The organism is Streptomyces sp. NPDC027962, assembly GCF_055566095.1.
The window spans coordinates 1-21,014 of record NZ_JBVHTA010000065.1; the positions used below are offsets into that span (position 1 = coordinate 1).

Here is a 21,014-nt window from a genome sequence, read left to right on the forward strand (position 1 = left end):
CCGCAACTCTGCGGCCTGTTCCACGGAGAGCTCCATGTCGGTAACAACGAGATACGCGAGATCAAGTAACGCCTACAGGATCACGAGACACTAGGGTCAGATCGACCAAACGCTCTTCCAGTTTCGGCTGGTCCGAGTCTGTGTGACTCCTCAGGTTGACCACAACGCTGAGGCTGTAGCTGCCGCCCACAACGCTGCCTGGAGCTGAGCACGGGACGAGCACCGCCGCCTTTCCTCCCGCGATGACACCCATGTCTCCTGCCTTGAAGGATTTGGCGCGGGGTGCGAGTTCGTCTCCGATCCCCTCCGCTACCCAGCTCCGAGACGGCTCGGCGACCATCATCTGCGTCCGTGCGCTCAGCAGCACCGAGCCTTCACCCCAGACCAGGCAGTCGGCCGTGAAGCTTGAACCGCCCTGTGCCACTGTCTCGCCGTCGACTTTGTCTTCGAAGACGTAGTCCGATTTCTTCGGCAGGACGTCCTTCAGCGCCGTCACTGATGTCCTCGTGTTCCCCAGCGATTCACACACATTCTGGGATTTGATGTCTCCGCGTCGCTCGAATGGGGGAGTACCGGTGACGTAAGCAAGAATGGCGGCTGCGCCCGCGATCACGATGACCGCGGCGGGAAGCATGAGCTGCATGGAGAGGTGTTTCACAGACTTATCCTTCCTTGTCCAGCGCCTTGGGAACTTCCTGACCGTCGCAGAAGTCCGCGACGTTGGTCTTGGCGTTGTTGAACCCCTGCTCGGCGGCTGTGGCCGCTGCGGAAACGATATGCGGGGACGGGTTATTGGCGTGCTCCCCAGCCCTCTGCACGGCTGCCTCGATGAGTGTGTAAGTGGACTCCCGCGTGTCGTTGATCTCCTTTCCATTCCGGTAGATCACTTCATCGGTGCTGTCCTTCATCATTCCCTCGGTGAGTTTGCCGAGGATCTCGTTCGCCGCAGTTCCGGCGAGGCCGCCTGCGGCAATTCCACCCGGACCGGCGACAGGCGCCGTGGCCAAGCCGATGCCGACTCCGCTGCCCACCCAGGTATTCACATTCTTGAGAGAATCATTGAACTCCTGGTCCTTCGCGCCACCCTCGACTTCATTGGCGTACGCACGACCGGTGCCGATCGTTCCCTCGATCTCGCCGGCTACCCTGGCGATGTCCTCGATCGACTTCTTGAGATTGTCGGCCTCGCTGTAGTTCGGGTCCGGCAGGTAGGCCCCGGGGTTGGCGAAGTGGTACTCCATCACCGATGTGGTGTAGCTGTGCTGCCCGGCGTTGATGGCCGCATAGCCGTCGGGGTTCTGACCCACTGTATAGAGGAACCGTGTGATGTCCTGCTCGCTCAGCGTGGCCCGGCTTCCGGCCTGAGGGAACAGATTTCCCTCGTTCTCCTTGCCTGGGTGCAGTCCCCTGTTGACGTCCGGCATGTACTCTGCGGCGATCTGCCCGAAGCTGTCCGACATGTAGGCGTGGTCGGTCAGGCGCTTCGGGTTCTCGGAGACCGACTGGAAAATGCTTTCGACCAGCTTCGCCTGCTCCGCGTTGTGGGCAGGTGTGTCGATTGTCGGCATCTCGCCCGCCGGGTGGCCGGTTGTGGCTGCCTCCAGGGCCAGCGCCATGTTGTTGCGGCCGGCGATGCTGTCGTCGCCCTTGTCGGTTCGGTCCTCGGGCCAGTCCCGTTCCTCGAAGAGGTAGTCGAAGTTGCTGAGCGTCCTCCTGCCCATCTTTCCGTCGCCGTCCGTGTCGTGCACGAATTCATGGTCTTCGTCCTTCGTGACGAAGTCGGCGTTGAAGAAATCCGTGGCGGCGTCGGGGCTGTTCGACAGAGCCTTCATGAAGCCCGTCATCGGGTCGGACCCCGAGTCCGTTCCCGTCCGGTTCAACAGTGGGTGGCTGCCCGGGTGCTGCCAATCCGACGGAGCTTGGCTACCGTTGTCCGTGAGTCTCTTCTCCTCCTCGATCAGCTTGGTGCCGTAGCTGTTGAGGAACTGGTCGTCGAAGTCGCCCCATCGCATGAGGTTGCTCATGACCTGGAAGCCCATGGTGGGGTTGTTCTTGGAGATGGGCTGGTCCCCGGCACGAACCATCTCGCCCTTCCAGGACCACTCTCCGTCGTGTCCGCCTGCGTGGCGGTCGCGAGCGTGAGACTCAGGTGCTTCTGGAGGTCGCCGTACTGCTCCACACGCTGGGAACCCAACTCGTAGGCCAAAAGCGGGTCGTTGACGCCCGCCCAGAAGTTCAGTGCGCCCTTTGCGCCGAGCGTGGTGGCGAAGAGTTCGTCACCGGAGTACTTCTTCAGCCCGGCGTTGAGCGCGTCGAAGTCCGCCGGGGTGAGGTCCTCCGGCTTCTTCTTCGCCAGAGCGGCGAGCCTCTCCGCGCCGATCTCGCCGGGGTCGTCGTGGGTCAATGGCGCGAGCATCGTCATCCGGGCCTGGTCGCGGTCGGGTGGGGACGGATCTCGGCCGCTAGGACCTGGGCCGACTGGCGGGCGAGTGCCGCGACCACCCGGGTCGGCAGCCAGCCGGGGGACAGCAGCGAAGCGGCGGAGTCCAGAACCGTGGCCGACGGTGCGGACGAGGCCGGCGGGAGGGCGAGCAGCAGCTCGGAGGCCGTCGGGCGGGCCGCCGCGTCACGGGACAGGCAGCTGGTGATCAAGGGGCGGAGAGATGAGGGGAGTTCGGCGGAGTCCGGGACCGTGTGGCCGGTGGCGGCGTACGCGAGCACGGCGCCGAGGCCGTGGATGTCGCCAGGCGGCCGGGGGCGGCCTCCGGCCGCAGCCTCGGGGGCGAGGCTTTCGAGCTCGAGCCCCGGACGGTCGCCGCGCCGCTCGCCGTCCGGCGCGGCAGCGCGAAGCGAGCCGTAGCAGGTCAACCGCGGTCCGTCCCACGCGAGTAGGACGGCAGCGGGGGACAGACCCGCATGGGTGACGCCCGCCGCGTGCGCGGCCGTGAGGGTCTCGGCAAGGGCCACGCCCAAGGCGCGCACGGTGCGCTCCGATAGGGGCCCGCCGTGCACGGCGAGCGCGACCGGCAGAGGCAGCACCGGCAGGTACGGCGTCGCGTACCAGGCGGCGGCCGGAGTCGGCGACCCCTCCGTCACGTGCAGCACCCTGGGCCGGGGCATCTGCTGCGCCGCCCGTGCCTCTACGAGGAACCGTCCGGGGTCGATGCCTTCGAGCGGTGTGCTGACCAGCATCGTTCAGTCACCGTCCGTGCTGCGGGCGATGAACCGGTGCTCCGGCACGGGCGGCAGGCCGGGGCCGGTCGAGTCGAGCCGGGCGATCAGCCGGTAGGGCCCGATCCGGCGCGGCCCGCCGGTACGCGGCCGTTCCGCACGCGCCTGCTCCATCTGCCGAACCCCCGTCTGCCTCTGGCGGCAACCGGATGATCCTATCGGGGCGTCGGTGAGCGTCAGGCGGCGGGCTCTGCGGAAGGTGCGGAACGCGTAGTCGTGTGCCGAGCCCCAGGGCAGCAGTACCTGCGGCTTCCCAGGGGCTCGGCCGACCGCTCAGGCGCGACGGACGCGGTCCGGCTCACGACCCGGCCCCCGTGCATGCCTCCGACTCGGCGACGGATTCGGAGTAGGCGAGCAACAGGTTCTTGGCTGCGTCGGCGTCGGCGAGTTTCTCGTCGTGGATGAGGATCCTGATGAAGAGTTGGTTCAGGTCGGTTTGCTTGGCCTTGGCGGCCACCGGGCAGGGGATGCGGCGTGCACCGCCTTGTTCGGACCACATGTAGGTGCCGTCCTCGCTGGTGCGATCGTCGAGGTCGAGGAACGGGTTGCTGCGAGCCACCTTGCTCACAGAGGGCTCGTCCTTCCACTCGGAGAAGGCGGCGATCACTGTAAACCCGTCGACGTTGACCTGACAGTGGGTATAGCCCACCTCTCGTGACCGCGCTTTTGTCTCTAGGGTCTTGCCGCTCTTGGGCAGAATCGCGTCGAGCGCAGCAGTGGGCACAGGGGTGCCGCACAGGTCTGGTGGCACGGTGAAGGACCGCTCTTCCTCCGGTTGCGAGCAGGCGGTGAGGGCCAGTGCGAGGGCGGCCACCGGGAGACCGGAAAGCAGCAGTCGTGTTCTCCGCTGTCCCGGAGCAGGCGCACCCTGTCCGGGGGCAGCAGGCAAACGAGCAGGTGTCATGCTGCGGGAACCTCCGTAGTGAGATGGTCCGCCATGCGCTGGGCATTGGTGGCCGCGTCGTTGAAACCGTCGTCGCGCCCTTCCAGAGCCCAGTCCGCCACCTGGTCCTGGTAGGGCAGCCCGTGAGCCTTGGCCGCGTTGATGGCCGCCATTTGACCGTGTTCCGCGCTCAAATCCTTGTTCTTCTCCCAGAGACCGCCCGTTTCCTTGCTGGCCTGCGTCAACACGTCGGTCTCGGACTGCTGGAAGATGTGCTCAAGGACCATGCTGCTGACAGTTCCGGCGACTCCGCCGGCGACTGCTCCGCCCACCGGCGTGGCGATGAAGCTCACGCCGACGCCGACGACGGTTCCGATGGCCCCGGACCACGCGTTCTTCTGCTGGGCGACCGAGTCCGAGAACTCCTTCGCCTCCTTCCCGGCATCGCCCAGGACGGCTTCCTGCATGCCGATGGCGAGTGATCCGCTCACCTCGCCCGAACGCCGGGCGATCACCTGGACCGTTTCCTCGGGGGAGTGCGGATAGCGCTGGTCCGCCGGCAGGTCCGGATTGAGGTGGTAGTCCATGAGACCGGCCATGTAGGCCTTCTGGCCGACTTCGACGGCCGCGTTCCCGTCGGGGCTCTGACCCACGGTGACCAGAAGGGCGGTCACGTCCTTGTGGTCGAGTTGGGCCTGGGTGCCCGCCAGCGGAAAAAGCTTGTCGGTGTTCCCGTGCGGGTCGTCCGCGATCGCGCGGTTGATGTCCGGCAGGTACTCCGAGGCGATCTGGCCCACGCTGTCGGACATGTGCGCGTGGTCTGTGATCCTTGTCGGGTCCTCCGAGATCGACTCGACGAGGTCCGACATGAGTCTGGCCTGACCATCGTTGTGCGGTTCCGTGTACTGGGTCGGCATCTCGCCCGCCGGGTGGCCGGTTGTGGCTGCCTCCAGGGCCAGCGCCATGTTGTTGCGGCCGGCGATGCTGTCGTCGCCCTTGTCGGTTCGGTCCTCGGGCCAGTCCCGTTCCTCGAAGAGGTAGTCGAAGTTGCTGAGCGTCCTCCTGCCCATCTTTCCGTCGCCGTCCGTGTCGTGCACGAATTCATGGTCTTCGTCCTTCGTGACGAAGTCGGCGTTGAAGAAATCCGTGGCGGCGTCGGGGCTGTTCGACAGAGCCTTCATGAAGCCCGTCATCGGGTCGGACCCCGAGTCCGTTCCCGTCCGGTTCAACAGTGGGTGGCTGCCCGGGTGCTGCCAATCCGACGGAGCTTGGCTACCGTTGTCCGTGAGTCTCTTCTCCTCCTCGATCAGCTTGGTGCCGTAGCTGTTGAGGAACTGGTCGTCGAAGTCGCCCCATCGCATGAGGTTGCTCATGACCTGGAAGCCCATGGTGGGGTTGTTCTTGGAGATGGGCTGGTCCCCGGCACGAACCATCTCGCCCTTCCAGGACCACTCTCCGTCGTGTCCGCCTGCGTGGCGGTCGCGAGCGTGAGACTCAGGTGCTTCTGGAGGTCGCCGTACTGCTCCACACGCTGGGAACCCAACTCGTAGGCCAAAAGCGGGTCGTTGACGCCTGCCCAGAAGTTCAGTGCGCCCTTTGCGCCGAGCGTGGTGGCGAAGTGTTCGGCGAAGAGTTCGTCACCGGAGTACTTCTTCAGCCCGGCGTTGAGCGCGTCGAAGTCCGCCGGGGTGAGGTCCTCCGGCTTCTTCTTCGCCAGGGCGGCGAGCTTCTCCGCCTCCTTCAGCGCGGCGTCCGCCGTGTCGCGGTCCTTGTACTTCGCGTCGGAGAACCCGTAGTCCGTGAGGTCGACGAGTGCCTTGAGAGTTGTCGACGCGGAGTTGTCGATCTCTGTTGCCTTGTTGAGGATGCCCTGCAGTTCGTCACGGAGGCCGGTGACATCCTGCTCGCCGTCGGGGGCCTTTTTGTCAGGGTTCTCCCGAACGGTGAAGCCGCCGCCGTTCGCGGTGACCGTCAGGTTCTTGCCACGGCCACGTTCGATGGCCTCCTTGAGCAGGCGCTGCTGGGTCTTCAGCTCGTCGCGTGTGTCCCGCAGGATGTTGTGGATCGACGTCGCCTGGGTATGTGCGTCGCCGAATTCGCCGGCGGACTTGATGATGAACTCGCGGGAGACTGTCGCGTTGTAGCCGGTCCAGTTCGCCTTGAGTGCCTTGCCCTGCAGGCCGTCCTTGGCGTCGGTCTCGAGCGTCTTCAGTTTGGTGAGCATGCTCGACCAGTCGGTGACCAGGTCGTCGAGCAGTGCGAATTTGGCGGAGTGAAGGTCTTCGAAGTCCATCAGTCGTCCCTGGCCCTAGTCCTTCTCGTCCCTCTCGTCCTTCGCGCCGTAGATCCCGTTCTTCTCACCTGGCGGGGCGTACGACTCGTCGAATCCCTTGTCGAGGGTGTGGATGCTGCTCACATGACGCTCGATGAAGACCTCGTCGCCCGCATGCGCGTTCTTCGTGAAGTCCATGTGGTTCGAGATGAGAGCACAGGCGTCCATGACCGAACCGAGCTGCTTGTCCCAGCGGGAGGAGACGTGCGTCAAGGCCCCACCGAGAGCGAAGCCCTGGCTCGTCAGGTCGAGTAGGTGTCAGCGACCCGTGCTTCCTTCCACAGCCGGTTGTACAGCTTGAACGCCTCGTCGCCGATGGCCGCCAGGTCCTTCTGATGGACCTGGAGGTCTCCTGTCGGGTTGCCGGCGTTCGGCTGGTCCTCCTCCGGCAAGCCGTTCAGCTGCATTCGCGTCGACGGCTGCTTCTCAGCCTTCAACTGCTCCCACTCGTCCCAGGCCATGTGCGAGGCTCCTTACCGACGCTGCTAGTTGGAATTGATTCGAGGAAGTTCTTCGGGAAGCTTCTGAGGCTCCTGGCACCGACCCGCATCGTAGGCGTGCTTTGCCATTTGGTAGGCGAAGTCCGTCACCGCCTGACGCAGTTCGCGACCATCGATGCGCGTATCACCGATAGTTCGCGCATCAACGATCAGTGAAGGAGCTTCCAGTCCGTCGCTGCTCTTGCTTCCCAGTGGGAGGCAAGGAATATACACCGAGGAGATACCAGGCGCAGAGATCGCCAGCACGTCACCTGCGGAGACGACTACTGCCTCGTCGTTGCTCTTTTGCTCGTAATGGCTGCGCCAACTGTCCACAGAAGCATTTGTCGACTCGGCCTCACCCGATAGGGTCGAGCCGGCTGCACGGACGTAGCAAGAGAAAGTGAAAGCACCGTTCACGCCCGACGATGTCAGTTCTCCCTTCTCGGTTGCTTTGGGGGCGCTAGGCAGCACAGTGGCAGGGATGCTGCGAGCCACGGCACCTGAGCAGACATGCGCCGGAAGTCGATCGATTCCTCTGGTGAAGATTTGCCAGTATCCGATGATGCCGGCAGCGATGACCGCGCCGGTAGCAGTAGTGATCACCACCCGCTTCTTGAGGTGAGCCCTACCCGTAGATCGACCGGCCATTCTGAGGATCATGAGCCAGGCCGATCAATGTTATCTTCCAGTAGGCTGTCACTTGCTGTCCATCCAGTGCCAAGAGCCTTGCTTATCAGTACATCCGTCTCATGCTCGGTGAGTTTCGAGTCGTACTTTTCTGCCGCATCGGTAACGGCATCCTGGGTCTGTTGCACCGCGGAGTCCCTCCAGTCGCTGAGTTCGCCACCCGTCCGATACAGAACTCGGTCCATGGCTCCGTTCATCTCTTGTTCGGCCATGAGTCGGTCGACGGCCATTCCTGCAACCCCTCCGAAGAATCCGCTGGCCGCTGCTCCGACGACAGCGGCCGCGGGGCCGACCGGAACGAGCGCGACTGTACCTACGCCTACTCCGGCTGCCAGGGCCGCCTTGAGGATATCCCCCTTGGCTTTAAGGGAGTCGTTGTAATCCTTCTCGCTGCCAACCTCACCGGCGATTTGGGCGTCCGCGACGGAATGTCCCACAATTCCCTGAATCAAGCCTGAATTCGCTGCAACTGCCTCAATTGCTTGTGTTGTAGGGCCGCGGTGGAGAGAGTCGTCTGCAAAGTGCGCCTCAAGTGAGCTAGCCGTGTAAATGCTCTCGCCGAATACAATTCCAGCCCGTCCGGACGGTTCCTGTGCCACTTCGTAAAGAAAGCGCGATACGTCCGTCCTTGAGAGACCATCCGGTAGAGCGCTGTCGGTCGGGAAGATTGAATCATGGCCGGGCCCTGCCAGAGCAATGCTTATCTCTGGCATGTATGATCCTGCCATATCCCCCAAGCTTTCAGCAATTCCCTTCGTTACTAGATCGGATCCGCCGTCAGGCTGTGCGACGGCCTGCATCACATTTCTCATGATTTCGACCTGAGCTTCGCTGTGCGGGGACGATCCGGTGAACGTATCGCCGTCGCCCACCCCTGTGACGGCCGCTTCCAGTGCGACGCCGACCGAGCTGTCACGGTCCGTGTACTTGATGCTCTCCAGCATGTGCTCGACGACCTTCTTGTCGTCAAAAGCGTTCGTAGCGGCCTCCGGGTTGTGCGAGAGCGCCTTCATGTAGCCGACCAGGGGGTCACGTCCATCGTCCTTACCGAAGACGAGATCGGTGATCTGGCCGCTCTTCCACAGATCGTTGGTGTGCATGCCCGGGTTGCCCGCCGGAGCCATGTCGGCCTTGAGAAGCTTCTTTCCGTAGTCGTCCAGGAACTCGGCGTCGTACTTGCCGTGCCCCATCAGGCTGCTCATGACTTGGTAACCGAGAGCGCCCACCGGGCTCTTCATGGGTTCCGTGGGACTGGAACGGAAACTCGTGTTCGACTCGTTGAGGATGTCCTTCTTCCATCCCTGCATGCTGTCCGTGTCGGAGAGCGTCGCCGTGGCGAGCGTCATGCTCAGATTCTTCTGGAGCTCCTGCAGCTTCTTGAGTTCCTCGCCCCTCGCTCCCGCATGGGCATCCGCGAAGTCGGCCCAGAACTGGAGGGTCGGCTTGGCTCCGAGTTTTGTCGCGAACTGCGCCGCGAAGAGCTCGTCGTTCTTATACTTGGCCAAGGTGCGATTGAACTCGGCGATCTCCTTCGCGGACATGTTCTTGCCGTCCATGGCCAACTTCGCCATGGCGTCGGCCTTCTGGAGCGCCTCGGCTGCCGAGTCCCGGTCCTTGTACTCGACTCCGGTGAAGCCGTAGTCCGCTTGTTCGGCGATGGCGCGCAGGGCACGGGCTGCAGTGGAGTCGCTCGTCGTGGCGAGATCGAGAATGTCCTGGATCTCGTTCCGCAGGGTTTCGACAGCCTGTTCGCTGTTGGTCGGCTCCGGATGTACGTTCACGTACACCTTGAAGCCGCCTCCCTGCACGCCGACGACGGAGAGTTTCTGCTCCCAGCCCCGGTCGAGCGCGGCATTGAGCTGATTGCGGTACTTGACCAGCTCGTCGTGTGTGTCCCGCAGGATGTTGCGGATCGAAGTTGCCTGGGCGAAGGCATCGGAGAACTCGCCCGCTGTCTTCGTGATGAACTCCCGAGAGACAGTTGCGTTGACGCCAGCCCAACTCGCTTTGTCAGCCTTGCCCTTGAGGTCGTCGCGTGCGTCTTCCTTCATGGTCTCGAGGCTTTTGACCACGGACGACCAGTCGCTTATCGCAGTACTGAACGAAGCAAAGCTGCCCTGGCGGAGTGAATCGAAGTCCATCAGCCCTTCGCCCCTTCGTCGAATCCCTTGTCCAAAGTCGCGATGCTGCTTACTGTGGAGGCGATGTAGTGCTCATCTCCTTGGTGAGCCTTCTTGGTGAAATCCATGTGGTTGGATATGTGTGCGCAGGCGTCGAGCAATGATTGCAGCTGCTTCTCCCAGCGTTCTTGGACGCGATCCAGAGCGCCACCCACCTCGAACTCCTGCTTCATAAGATCCTTGGCAGCGGTCTGACTGCTGGACCAGGCGTCACGGCCGCTCCGGCCGAGTTTTGTGTAGAGCTTGAACGCGCTGTCCCCTACAGCTGCAAGGTCCTTCTGGTTGACGGTCAAGTCACCGTTCGGGCCACCGTTCTCCAACAAACGCCGGTCCTCTTCGGGCATGCCGTTCAGCTGCATCTGCGTCGACTGGCGTTCAGCCGCTTGTGCTTTGAGCTGGTCCCACTCGTCCCATGCCATGTCTATGCCTTCCCCTCGTGCGTCGGTTGCCGCCTCGGCAACCGACAAGGCTTCTTGCTGTCACTCTTCCGTACACGCCCCGTCCGCGACCTCCGCCCGCAGAACGAAGTAGACGGGTCCCCTGTGGTCCGGGACCGGCTGGTCCGGTGAGGGCTTGGCCGTCACCGTCAGGCAGACGGGGGCGTCCTTGCCGCTCACCTCATAGCGCTCTACATTGCCATCCGGCTTCAGAGGGCCCGAACGCCACTCCAGCCGGGCTGTGGGGTCGTCTCTTTCGGGACCACGGAGTTCGGGGTCGATGAAGTCGCGCCAGGTGCCGCCCTCGTCAGTGCCCAGAACGGACGGCTTCGTCGCACCGTCCAGCGCCTGTGCGGCCGACCGGACCCGCTCGAGCAGCTCGCCGTCACCGATCCGGTCGGGTGTGACGAGGCGGTACATGTCGAACGACCCCCACAAGGCCATGGCCGCGACCGCGAAGCACAGTACGCGGTGGACGAAGAAGCCGGCGCCGGACGGTTCGTGCGCCGCCGGATCGGTGTACCGCCGGGCCTGGAATCGCCACCAGAGCGCCCGGTGGTCGGCGAGCCCCAGGGCCACGAACCCAAGGCCGAAGAGCACCATGAAGGCGATGAGAGCAGTCATGGCGCCTGCCCTGGCGCACTCGCCAGTGGCATCCGGCAGCGGATCGTGGGCGGGGCTCCGAGTTGCGTCCGTGCGCTCACTCCACGTCCCCCAGCCATCCCGTCTGCACCAGCGGCGTCCCCCGCTGCCGGGAGAGGAAGAACCCCCGGCCCGCCGGCATCGGCCGCATCCGGGCGCCGAGAACCTCGCCCTCGTGCGGGTCGCCGGAGAGCAGCAGGCCCTGTGCGCCGAGTTCGGTCATGCGCTGCATGAAGGGTTCGTACGCGGAGCGGCTCGCCCCCGCGCTGTTGCGGGCGATGATGAAGCGGACGCCCACGTCACGGGCGAACGGCAGATGCTCCGTGAGCTTGGCCAGCGGGTTGCCGCTCGACGTGGACACCAGGTCGTAGTCGTCGACCACGACGTAGACGTACGGGCCCTGCCACCAGCTCCGGTCGCGCAGCTGCTGGGCCGTGACGTCCGCGGACGGTGTGCGGCGCTGCATGAGTTCCGCGAGCGCGTCCACGTGGTGATCCATGTTGTTGGACATGGGGACGTACTCGGCCAGGTGCGTGGCGGGGGTGACGTCCAGCAGCGCACGCCGGTTGTCGATCACGAAGAACTTGGCGGCGTTCCCGTCGTACCTCTCCGTCAGCTGCTTGATGAGAAGCCGCAGAATGTTCGACTTGCCGGACTCGCTCTCACCGAACACCAGGAAGAACGGGTCGCGGTCGAAGTTGGCGAAGACCGGTTCCAGATTGTCCTCGTCGATGGCGAACGCCACTCCGCGCTGCGGCTCCGCGAACCCCGGCGGAAGGCTCTGCGCCGGCAGCTCTCGCGGCAGCAGACGCACCTTCGGGGCGGTCGGACCGGTCCAGTGGCGATTGATCTCCTGCCCCATCGCCGCAGTGGCCTCGGAGAGGTCGCTGTCGGAGTTGATGGAGTCGATGCGCGGCACAGCCGCCATGAAGTGCAGCTTCTCCGGAGTCAGACCCCGGCCGGGCACACCGCTCGGGACGTTGACGGCGACCTTGCGGTCCACCTCGGAGTCCATTGTGTCGCCCAGCCGCAGCTCGAGGCGGTTCATCAGGTGGTCCTTGAGGTTGGAGCGCACCTCCATCGAACGCGAAGCCGTGACGATCACATGGATGCCGTAGCCGAGGCCACGTGCCGCCATGTCGACCACGGCCGACTCGAGGCCCTCGTAGTCCGTACGGAAGTTGCCCCAGCCGTCGATGACCAGGAAGACGTCGCCGTGCGGCTGGTCCTCGAGGGAGATGTCACCGCGTGCCCGCAGCCTTCGGTACGTGGCGATCGAGTCGATCCCGGCACTGCGGAAGTACTCCTCGCGGCGCGCCATGATGCCGAACACCTCGGCGACGGTGCGCCGCACCTTCTCCGGATCGAGGCGCGACGCCACCCCGCCGACGTGCGGCAGCTCCGCGATCGCCGACAGGCTGCCACCGCCGAAGTCCAGCCCGTAGAACTGGACCTCGAGCGGGGTGTGGGTCAGCGCGAAGCCCGCGACGAGAGTACGCAGCAGGGTCGACTTGCCCGACTGCGGGCCACCGACGATCTGCATGTGGCCGGCGGCACCCGAGAAGTCCCGGTACAGGGTGTCCCGGCGCTGCTCGAAGGGCTTGTCGACCACACCCAGCGGCACGATGAGCCGACCGGCGCCCTCATAGCCCTGCTGGGTGAGGCCCCGGCCCGCCACGCCGCTGAGCCCGGGCAGCAGTTCGTCCAGCGACGGCGGGTTGTCCAGCGGCGGCAGCCATACCTGGTGTGCCTCCGCGCCGCGGCCCTCCAGCTTGCGCACGATCACGTCCAGGACGGTGTCGGCGAGTGCGTCGTCCTCGGCCCTGCGGGTGTCGGGGACGCGGGCCTGTGTGGTCGGCTCGATGTAGCGCACGGGCACCGGCGCCGCGGTGAACGGTACCGGCCGGCGGTCGACGGGGAGGGGCCCGCCGGAGTCAGCGCCGCGGTGGGTGGTGGAGCGGTACACACCGGAGACGTAGGCCGCCTTGAACCGGACCATCTCGTCCGTTCCGAACTTCAGGAATCCTGAACCGGGGACGTTGGGAAGTGTGTACGCGTCCGGTACGCCGATGGCGGCGCGTGACTCTGCCGCGGAGAACGTACGCAGACCGACCCGGTACGAGAGATACGTCTCCAGGCCGCGCAGCCGACCCTCCTCGAGGCGCTGCGAGGCGAGCAGCAGGTGGACGCCCAGCGACCGGCCGATGCGGCCGATCTGCACGAACATCTCGATGAAGTCCGGCTTGGCGGTCAGCAGTTCGCTGAACTCGTCGATGACCAGGACGAGGGACGGGATGGGCTGCAGCGCGGCACCCGCGGCGCGCGCCTTCTCGTAGTCGTGGATGTTGGCGTAGTTGCCGGCGTCGCGGAGCATCTCCTGCCGCCGGTTGAGTTCGCCACGGATCGAGTCACCCATGCGGTCGACCAGCGTCAGATCGTCCGCGAGGTTGGTGATCACTGCGGCGACGTGCGGCATCTGGGACATGCCGGCGAAGGTGGCACCGCCCTTGAAGTCCGCGAGGACGAAGTTGAGCGTCTCGGACGAGTGCGTCACGGCAAGGCCGAGGACGAGGGTGCGCAGCAGTTCCGACTTGCCGGAACCGGTGGCGCCCACGCACAGTCCGTGCGGGCCCATGCCTTCCTGGGCGGCCTCCTTGAGGTCCAGCATGACCGGAGCGCCGTCCTCGCCAACGCCGATCGGCACACGGAGCCGCTCCGACTGTGAGCGGGGCCGCCATGTGCGGCTGACGTCGACGGACGCGGCGTCGCCGAGGTTCAGGAGGTCGGTGAACTCGAGGTTGGCCAGCAGGGGTTCGTCGTCGTCCACGCCCGTGGCCACGCGGAGCGGGGCGAGCTGCCGGGCGAGTGCTTCCGCCGCCTCGAGACTCAGCCGGTCGGGGGACCCGTCGTAAACGAGGCCGTGCCCGGAAACCAGCTGCAGGGAGTCGGGATGGACGACCACCGACAGGCCGCCGCGTGCTCCGGTGAGCTCCCCGGGAACGACCTCGATGAGAGTGACGCCCTGAAGGCCCTCTGCCGCGGCGAGCGCCGACATCGCAGGGACCGACTGGCCGTCGAGCACGACGACGATGTGGGGCTGGTCCAAAAGCGGGTGGTTGCCGCCCTGGAAGCGCGGGCGGCCTTCGAGGCGTGTCGCCAGCATGTCCTGCAGGTCGCGTGAGTCGGTCGTGATAAAACGCCTGCTCCCTGCGCCGTCTCCTGGTCCAGGGGCCTGCACATGGGGCAACCACTTCGCCCATTCCCACTGCGAGACCTCGCCCGGGCCCGCGGCGATGGCGATGACCAGGTCTTCCGGGGAGTGCAGCGAGGCCAGAGAGCCGATCATCGATCGCGTGGCCGATCGTACGGACTCGGCGTCGCCACTGACCGTCAGATGGTAGAAGGCGCGCAGCGATACGGCCATCGGCAGGCCGTCCAGGGTGCTGTGCGCGGTCAGGAAGTGCTGCATGGCACCCACCGTGAGCGGTTCCAGATCGTCGACCGGCGCGGTCTCGGCGGCGATCAGCGGGGTGGCGAGCTGCTGGCTGCCGAGGCCGATGCGCACCTGCGCGAAGTCGTCGTCGGCGATACGGCGCTCCCATACGCGGCTGCCCTCGGCGACGAGAGCCCACAGCTGCTCCGGCGAGGGATGCAGATAGAACTGGGCGTCCCGCTGGAGGCGCGCGGTCCTCAGCACCGTGCGGCGGGTCTGGTTCAGATACTTCAGATAGTCGCGTCGCAGGTCCGCGAGTTGTCCCTGCGTGCCGCGCCGGTACCGGACCAGCATCGCGATGGCCATCGCGACCGTCGATGCGATCATCACCATGCCCATGATCCGCATGATCGGATTCGGGGTCATGAAGAAGAAGACGACAGAACCGCCCATGCCGAGCATCGGCAACAGCTGCATCAGCGCACCCTCCTGCTGGCCTCGCGGCAGCTCGGGAGGGGGTTGCAGTTGTACCTGCTCGCCGGGCACTTCGGACGGCAGGGCCCGTGGTGGGCGCTTGACAACGATCTGACTCACAGCTCACCAATTCCCTTGCCGGACGGAAATGTTCCTATCGGCGCCCCCGTGGCGACGGGTTCCATCCGCGGGGAGGGATCCTACTTGCGTAGGGGGTGACGGGCGGGCGGTAGGGTGGCGTGACGTGTTTGCGTAACGATGAACTACCGCAAAAATGGGGTCATTCGGAGCGCAACGCCAGTGCCTGCGATCCGACTGCCTGGCCTACGATCCGTACGATCCACCTCCCAGGCCCAGGATCGACGAGAACCACGAGGGGAAGCAGCAGGTGAGTATGACGGCCCCAGCCGCGGCCACCGGAACCGGCCGGCCCGCTCCCACGGCTCCGTCCGGCGGCGGAACCGGCTTCTGCCGGGTCACCGTCGTCGCGCCGGACGGCCGGGTCGACGTCGCGTTGCCCGAGGACATTCCTGTCGCCGACCTCTACCCGGAGATTCTGCGTCTTTCGGGGCAGAGCCCCTCGCCGGGCGCCCCCGTCGGATACCACCTCGTGCGTCGTGACGGCAGCGTCCTGGATGGGTCCCGCTCGCTGGCCGCCCAGCGCATCCTCGACGGTGAGCTGCTGTCCCTGCGCCCCTTCTCCGAATCGTTGCCTCCGGCCGTCTTCGACGACGTCGCGGACGCCGTGGCATCCGCCGTCGCCCGTGACCGGACGCTGTGGAGCGACGGCCTGATGCGTGCTTCCGGCCTGGCCGGCGGGTCGGTGCTGCTGGTGCTGATCGCCTTCGTGTTGTGGACGGCCGACCCTCGCCACGACATGCATGGTCTGCCCGGGATCCTGGCCGCCGTGGCCGGAGTCCTGCTGCTGGCGCTCGCGGGTGTACGGGCCCGCGTCTATGACGACCGCGGCTCCGCCGTCGCCCTCGGCGCCGGCGCCATGGCGAACGCCGCTGTCGCGGGGGCCGGGCTCCTGCCGCTCGCCCAGGGTCAGGGCGTCGGAAAGCTGCAGTTCCTGCTCGCGTGCGCGGCCGTCCTGGTCGTCGCCGTGATCCTCATGATCGTCTCTCCCGGTGGAGACGGGCCTTTTGTGGCATTCGTCTTCGCCGCCGCCGTCGGCCTGCTGGTGACCTTTGTCGCGATCATGACGAGGATGACCTCCAGCGAGACGGCCGCGGTGTGCGCCCCGCTCTCGGTGGGCTCCCTCGCCTTCCTGCCCGGGCTTTCGACCCGCTTCGCCCGCCTTCCCATCGGCTTCGAACCGCCCCGGACGACGGTCGGTGACTACGGGGACGACCCCGCGCCCCAGGGCCCTGTCGATGCCAGGCGGATCACGGCCCAGGCCCGGCGCGGCCACGAGCTGCTGCTCGGTCTCGTCGGTGGCTGCGCGCTCGTGGCTGTGGGCTCCGCCGCGGTGCTGGGCTTCTCGGACAACGCCTGGGGGCAGCTGCTGGCCCTGGCCACCGGCGTCGCCATGCTGATGCGGGCCCATCTGTTCCGCTACACGACCCAGGTCGGTTGCGCTCTCGCAGCCGGGCTCGGCGCGCTCGTGCTGCTCGGGCTGGGGCTCGCCCTGAATCCGCCGACAGCCCTGTTCCGCGATGCGCTGCAGGGGGATTCCGGGGCACTGGACATCCGTACGGTCTGGCTCACCGCGGCGATCGCCGGGGTCGCCGCACTGATCGTCGCGATCGGGCTGATCGTGCCGCGTAAGGGAGTCACCCCGTTCTGGGGGCGCTTCCTGGAGATCGCGGAGACTTTCGTGCTGCTGACGCTCGTACCGTTGTGCCTCGCGGTTTTCGGCGTCTACCACTCCATCCGTGCGCTGACGTCCTGAACCGACTGGTACGCTGTGCAACGGCCGTTTGTGTTCGCGCCCCCGGATCACCGGGAGGAGCGCTCGACGGGCCTCCGCCTCCGAGTCACGGAAGCTCCCCTGAGACAGAGACCAGGGGCACTCGCGGGCGCATCGACACCATTGAGGAGTACCGAGTGTCTCTCGACGCCGCTACGAAGAAGCAGATCATGACCGAGTTCGGCACCAAGGAGGGCGACACCGGCTCCCCCGAGGTTCAGGTTGCGATGCTCTCCCGCCGCATCTCCGACCTGACCGAGCACCTCAAGACGCACAAGCACGACCACCACTCCCGTCGTGGTCTGCTGATCCTGGTCGGCCAGCGCCGCCGCCTGCTGCAGTACCTGGCCAAGAAGGACATCCAGCGCTTCCGTGCGCTGGTGGACCGGCTCGGTATCCGCCGCGGTGCGGCCGGCGGTGCCAAGTAAGACGCCGTGGAGGGAGCGGTTCCCACTCTTAGGGGGCCGCTCCCTTTGCTGTACGTGCGCGATGTGCCGGACGGCAATTAGTCTGGTCTGCACAACGCCACACTCATCGCGCGAGAAGCCGCCTCCTCGCCGCCGGTCCTCGGTAGTGGCCCCCGGACGCCAACACCCCGGGTGCTTCGATCGAAGACCGGCCCGCACACAAGGCGCGCTTCTCCGCCACGGTCCCCGGCCACACGGGCGCGGGGACGAAAAGACGAATGTAGGAGAAACCGCTGGTGGAGAACGAGACCCACTACGCCGAGGCTGTCATCGACAACGGCGCCTTCGGTACCCGCACCATCCGCTTCGAGACGGGCCGCCTGGCAAAGCAGGCCGCCGGCTCCGCCGTTGCGTACCTGGACGACGACACCATGGTGCTGTCGGCCACCACCGCTTCCAAGAAGCCCAAGGACCAGCTCGACTTCTTCCCCCTCACGGTGGACGTCGAGGAGCGCATGTACGCGGCCGGCAAGATCCCCGGCTCCTTCTTCCGTCGTGAGGGCCGGCCCTCCGAGGACGCGATCCTCACGTGCCGCCTGATCGACCGGCCGCTGCGCCCCTCCTTCAAGAAGGGCCTGCGCAACGAGATCCAGATCGTCGAGACGATCATGGCTCTCAACCCCGACCACCTGTACGACGTGGTCGCGATCAACGCCGCCTCCTGCTCCACGCAGCTGGCCGGCCTGCCCTTCTCCGGCCCGATCGGCGGCACCCGTGTCGCGCTGATCAAGGGCCAGTGGGTTGCCTTCCCGACGCACACCGAGCTCGAGGACGCCGTCTTCGACATGGTGGTCGCCGGTCGCGTCCTGGAGGACGGCGACGTCGCGATCATGATGGTCGAGGCCGAGGCCACCGAGAAGACGATCGAGCTCGTCAAGGGCGGCGCCGAGGCGCCGACCGAGGAGATCGTCGCCGCCGGTCTCGAGGCCGCGAAGCCCTTCATCAAGGTCCTGTGCAAGGCGCAGTCGGACCTCGCCGCCAAGGCCGCCAAGCCCACCGGTGAGTTCCCCGTCTACCTCGACTACCAGGACGACGTCCTGGAGGCGCTCACCGCCGCCGTCAAGAGCGAGCTCGCCCAGGCGCTCACCATCGCCGGCAAGCAGGAGCGAGAGACCGAGCTCGACCGCATCAAGGAGCTCGCCGCCGAGAAGCTCCTCCCGGCCTTCGAGGGCCGCGAGAAGGAGATCTCCGGCGCCTACCGCGCGCTGACCAAGAAGCTGGTCCGCGAGCGCATCATCAAGGACAAGGTCCGCATCGACGGCCGCGGCATCACGGACATCCGTACGCTCGCCGCCGAGGTCGAGGCCATCCCGCGTGTGCACGGCTCCGCGCTGTTCGAGCGTGGCGAGACCCAGATCCTGGGCGTCACCACGCTGAACATGCTCCGCATGGAGCAGCAGCTGGACACCCTTTCCCCGGTGACCCGCAAGCGCTACATGCACAACTACAACTTCCCGCCGTACTCCGTCGGTGAGACCGGCCGCGTGGGCTCGCCCAAGCGCCGGGAGATCGGCCATGGCGCTCTCGCCGAGCGCGCCATCGTGCCGGTGCTGCCGACGCGCGAGGAGTTCCCGTACGCGATCCGTCAGGTGTCCGAGGCCCTCGGCTCCAACGGTTCGACCTCCATGGGCTCGGTCTGCGCCTCCACCATGTCGCTGCTGAACGCCGGTGTGCCGCTGAAGGCCCCCGTCGCCGGTATCGCCATGGGCCTGATCTCCGAGGAGATCGACGGCAAGACGCACTACGTCGCGCTCACCGACATCCTCGGTGCCGAGGACGCCTTCGGCGACATGGACTTCAAGGTCGCCGGCACGAAGACGTTCGTCACCGCGCTCCAGCTCGACACCAAGCTCGACGGCATCCCCGCCTCGGTCCTGGCCGCCGCGCTGAAGCAGGCCCGCGACGCCCGCCTCCACATCCTCGATGTGATGAACGAGGCCATCGACGTCCCGGACGAGATGTCCCCGAACGCCCCGCGGATCATCACCGTCAAGATCCCCGTGGACAAGATCGGCGAGGTCATCGGCCCCAAGGGCAAGATGATCAACCAGATCCAGGAGGACACCGGCGCCGACATCACGATCGAGGACGACGGCACCATCTACATCGGTGCCGCCGACGGCCCGGCCGCCGAGGCCGCCCGCGCCACGATCAACGGCATCGCCAACCCGACCATGCCGGAGGTCGGCGAGCGCTACCTGGGCACGGTCGTGAAGACGACCACCTTCGGTGCGTTCGTGTCCCTGCTCCCGGGCAAGGACGGTCTGCTGCACATCTCGCAGATCCGCAAGCTCGCCGGTGGCAAGCGCGTGGAGAACGTCGAGGACGTGCTCGCGGTGGGCTCCAAGGTCCAGGTCGAGATCGCCGAGATCGACTCCCGCGGCAAGCTCTCCCTCATCCCCGTGATCGAGGGCGAAGAGGGCGACGACACGAAGGACGACACCGACAAGTGACGTCCCGTAGTTCACAGGCGACGGCCCGCACCTCTTCGGAGGCGCGGGCCGTCGCCCGTACCCAAACGCTCCTCGAGGGCCAGAACGGCATCGGCACCGTCCGGCGCACCACCCTCCCCGGCGGCCTGCGCGTCGTCACGGAGACCCTGCCGTCCGTGCGGTCCGCCACCTTCGGTATCTGGGCGAACGTGGGCTCCCGCGACGAGACCCCCTCGCTCGGCGGCGCCACGCACTACCTCGAGCACCTCCTGTTCAAGGGCACGCGCAAGCGCTCCGCCCTCGACATCTCGTCGGCGATCGACGCGGTCGGCGGCGAGATGAACGCCTTCACGGCCAAGGAGTACACCTGCTACTACGCACGGGTGCTCGACACGGACCTGCCGCTGGCCATCGACGTGGTGTGCGACATGCTCACCGGTTCGCTGATCCTCCAGGAGGACGTCGAAGCAGAGCGCGGCGTCATCCTCGAAGAGATCGCGATGACCGAGGACGACCCGGGCGACTGCGTCCACGATCTGTTCGCGCAGACCATGTTCGGCGACACCCCGCTGGGCCGCCCGGTCCTCGGCACCGTCGACACCGTGAACGCCCTGACCGCGGACCGCATCCGGCGCTTCTACAAGAAGCACTACGATCCGACCCACCTGGTCGTCGCCGCAGCGGGCAACATCGACCACGCCACGGTCGTACGCCAGGTCCGCCGCGCCTTCGAGAAGGCCGGTGCACTGTCCCGTACGGACGCGGTCCCCACCGCGCCCCGCGACGGCAGCCGCGCCCTGCGCACCGCCGGCAAGGTCGACCTGCTGAACCGTAGAACGGAGCAGGCCCATGTCGTGCTCGGCATGCCCGGCCTCGCCCGCACCGACGACCGCCGGTGGGCGCTCGGCGTGCTGAACACGGCCCTCGGCGGCGGTATGTCCTCCATCCTCTTCCAGGAGGTCAGGGAGAAGCGCGGTCTCGCCTACAGCGTGTATTCGTACACCTCGGGCTTCGCCGACACCGGCCTGTTCGGTGTGTACGCGGGCTGTCGGCCCAGCCAGGTCCACGACGTGCTCAAGATCTGCCGTGACGAGCTCGACCGGGTGGCCTCGGACGGCCTGTCGGACGAGGAGATCGGCCGCGCGATCGGTCAGCTCTCCGGCTCCACGGTCCTCGGCCTGGAGGACACCGGCGCGCTGATGAACCGTATCGGCAAGAGCGAGCTGTGCTGGGGCGAGCAGATGTCGGTCGACGAGATGCTCGCCCGGATATCCGCCGTCACCCCTGACGAGGTGAGCGCCGTGGCCGCGGACGTATTGGGCCGGCGCCCGTCGTTGTCGGTGATCGGCCCGCTCAAGGACAAGCAGGCGGACCGTCTCCACGAAGCTGTTTCCTAGAAGCTGTCCTCTGGAAGCGGTGTGC

Annotated in this window: 17 protein-coding genes and 1 pseudogene; 4 read left to right on the forward strand and 14 right to left on the reverse strand. The window is 66.2% G+C overall.

From position 1 onward, the window contains the following. Window positions 1-61: 61 nt before the first annotated feature. The 14 genes and pseudogenes from ACZ4SA_RS35110 to eccCa form a co-directional block, all read right to left on the reverse strand. A complete protein-coding gene (locus ACZ4SA_RS35110; protein ID WP_468282261.1) occupies window positions 62-658 on the reverse strand; it encodes a hypothetical protein in 597 nt (198 codons plus the stop codon). A 4-nt stretch (window positions 659-662) separates the two neighbouring features. Further along, window positions 663-2,039, reverse strand: coding sequence for a DUF6571 family protein (locus ACZ4SA_RS35115; RefSeq protein ID WP_468282264.1), 1,377 nt, complete (start codon window positions 2,037-2,039; stop codon window positions 663-665). Beyond that, window positions 2,021-2,404, reverse strand: coding sequence for a hypothetical protein (locus tag ACZ4SA_RS35120; protein WP_468282267.1), 384 nt, complete (start codon window positions 2,402-2,404; stop codon window positions 2,021-2,023). Before ACZ4SA_RS35120 ends, ACZ4SA_RS35115 begins: the two co-directional genes overlap by 19 nt. Window positions 2,405-2,418: 14 nt before the next feature. After that, window positions 2,419-3,192 (reverse strand): protein kinase family protein, encoded by a 774-nt coding sequence (locus ACZ4SA_RS35125; protein ID WP_468282270.1) that lies wholly within the window; start codon window positions 3,190-3,192, stop codon window positions 2,419-2,421. A 3-nt stretch (window positions 3,193-3,195) separates the two neighbouring features. Further along, on the reverse strand, window positions 3,196-3,345 hold the full coding sequence (locus ACZ4SA_RS35130; RefSeq protein WP_468282273.1) for a hypothetical protein: 150 nt from the start codon (window positions 3,343-3,345) through the stop codon (window positions 3,196-3,198). A 184-nt stretch (window positions 3,346-3,529) separates the two neighbouring features. Beyond that, entirely contained in the window at window positions 3,530-4,045 is a 516-nt protein-coding gene (locus ACZ4SA_RS35135; RefSeq protein WP_468282276.1) for a hypothetical protein, read from the reverse strand. Between the two features lie 86 nt (window positions 4,046-4,131). Then, window positions 4,132-5,547 carry a DUF6571 family protein gene (locus tag ACZ4SA_RS35140; protein WP_468282279.1) on the reverse strand — a complete coding sequence of 472 codons (1,416 nt, stop codon included), beginning with the start codon at window positions 5,545-5,547 and terminating at the stop codon, window positions 4,132-4,134. Then, complete coding sequence (locus ACZ4SA_RS35145; protein WP_468282282.1) at window positions 5,484-6,407, reverse strand: hypothetical protein; 924 nt, start codon at window positions 6,405-6,407, stop codon at window positions 5,484-5,486. Before ACZ4SA_RS35145 ends, ACZ4SA_RS35140 begins: the two co-directional genes overlap by 64 nt. Before the next feature lie 15 nt (window positions 6,408-6,422). Then, window positions 6,423-6,907: pseudogene (locus tag ACZ4SA_RS35150) on the reverse strand (hypothetical protein). A 24-nt stretch (window positions 6,908-6,931) separates the two neighbouring features. After that, complete coding sequence (locus ACZ4SA_RS35155) at window positions 6,932-7,531, reverse strand: hypothetical protein (protein ID WP_468282285.1); 600 nt, start codon at window positions 7,529-7,531, stop codon at window positions 6,932-6,934. A gap of 53 nt (window positions 7,532-7,584) precedes the next feature. Further along, the gene (locus tag ACZ4SA_RS35160) at window positions 7,585-9,756 is read right to left on the reverse strand and encodes a hypothetical protein (RefSeq protein ID WP_468282289.1); all 2,172 of its coding nucleotides are present in this window, start codon (window positions 9,754-9,756) and stop codon (window positions 7,585-7,587) included. Beyond that, on the reverse strand, window positions 9,756-10,214 hold the full coding sequence (locus ACZ4SA_RS35165) for a hypothetical protein (protein ID WP_468282293.1): 459 nt from the start codon (window positions 10,212-10,214) through the stop codon (window positions 9,756-9,758). The genes ACZ4SA_RS35160 and ACZ4SA_RS35165 overlap by 1 nt, the downstream gene beginning before the upstream one ends. A 60-nt stretch (window positions 10,215-10,274) precedes the next feature. Then, window positions 10,275-10,856 carry a hypothetical protein gene (locus tag ACZ4SA_RS35170; RefSeq protein ID WP_468282296.1) on the reverse strand — a complete coding sequence of 194 codons (582 nt, stop codon included), beginning with the start codon at window positions 10,854-10,856 and terminating at the stop codon, window positions 10,275-10,277. Between the two features lie 76 nt (window positions 10,857-10,932). Next, window positions 10,933-14,901, reverse strand: coding sequence for a type VII secretion protein EccCa (eccCa, locus tag ACZ4SA_RS35175; protein ID WP_468282299.1), 3,969 nt, complete (start codon window positions 14,899-14,901; stop codon window positions 10,933-10,935). A gap of 274 nt (window positions 14,902-15,175) precedes the next feature. On the opposite strand from eccCa, the gene eccD reads away from it, so the two are divergent. The 4 genes from eccD to ACZ4SA_RS35195 all read left to right on the forward strand — a co-directional run bounded on the left by eccD (window position 15,176) and on the right by ACZ4SA_RS35195 (window position 20,989). Continuing rightward, window positions 15,176-16,675, forward strand: a complete 1,500-nt coding sequence (gene eccD, locus ACZ4SA_RS35180) for a type VII secretion integral membrane protein EccD (protein WP_468282302.1) — start codon at window positions 15,176-15,178, stop codon at window positions 16,673-16,675. 155 nt (window positions 16,676-16,830) lie between these two features. Beyond that, window positions 16,831-17,121 carry a 30S ribosomal protein S15 gene (gene rpsO, locus ACZ4SA_RS35185; RefSeq protein WP_093600212.1) on the forward strand — a complete coding sequence of 97 codons (291 nt, stop codon included), beginning with the start codon at window positions 16,831-16,833 and terminating at the stop codon, window positions 17,119-17,121. Window positions 17,122-17,396: 275 nt separating this feature from the next. Further along, complete coding sequence (locus ACZ4SA_RS35190) at window positions 17,397-19,613, forward strand: polyribonucleotide nucleotidyltransferase (protein ID WP_468282306.1); 2,217 nt, start codon at window positions 17,397-17,399, stop codon at window positions 19,611-19,613. Further along, window positions 19,610-20,989 carry a M16 family metallopeptidase gene (locus ACZ4SA_RS35195; RefSeq protein ID WP_468282309.1) on the forward strand — a complete coding sequence of 460 codons (1,380 nt, stop codon included), beginning with the start codon at window positions 19,610-19,612 and terminating at the stop codon, window positions 20,987-20,989. The genes ACZ4SA_RS35190 and ACZ4SA_RS35195 overlap by 4 nt, the downstream gene beginning before the upstream one ends. Window positions 20,990-21,014 lie beyond the last annotated feature (25 nt).

Coding starts and splice junctions, on each gene's coding strand:
- ACZ4SA_RS35115 (WP_468282264.1), bottom strand. CDS start 2,039: ATGGGCTTCCAGGTCATGAGCAACCTCATGCGATGGGGCGACTTCGAC.
- ACZ4SA_RS35125 (WP_468282270.1), bottom strand. CDS start 3,192: ATGCTGGTCAGCACACCGCTCGAAGGCATCGACCCCGGACGGTTCCTC.
- ACZ4SA_RS35130 (WP_468282273.1), bottom strand. CDS start 3,345: ATGGAGCAGGCGCGTGCGGAACGGCCGCGTACCGGCGGGCCGCGCCGG.
- ACZ4SA_RS35140 (WP_468282279.1), bottom strand. CDS start 5,547: ATGGTTCGTGCCGGGGACCAGCCCATCTCCAAGAACAACCCCACCATG.
- ACZ4SA_RS35145 (WP_468282282.1), bottom strand. CDS start 6,407: ATGGACTTCGAAGACCTTCACTCCGCCAAATTCGCACTGCTCGACGAC.
- ACZ4SA_RS35160 (WP_468282289.1), bottom strand. CDS start 9,756: ATGGACTTCGATTCACTCCGCCAGGGCAGCTTTGCTTCGTTCAGTACT.
- ACZ4SA_RS35165 (WP_468282293.1), bottom strand. CDS start 10,214: ATGGCATGGGACGAGTGGGACCAGCTCAAAGCACAAGCGGCTGAACGC.
- ACZ4SA_RS35170 (WP_468282296.1), bottom strand. CDS start 10,856: ATGACTGCTCTCATCGCCTTCATGGTGCTCTTCGGCCTTGGGTTCGTG.
- eccD (WP_468282302.1), top strand. CDS start 15,176: ATGACGGCCCCAGCCGCGGCCACCGGAACCGGCCGGCCCGCTCCCACG.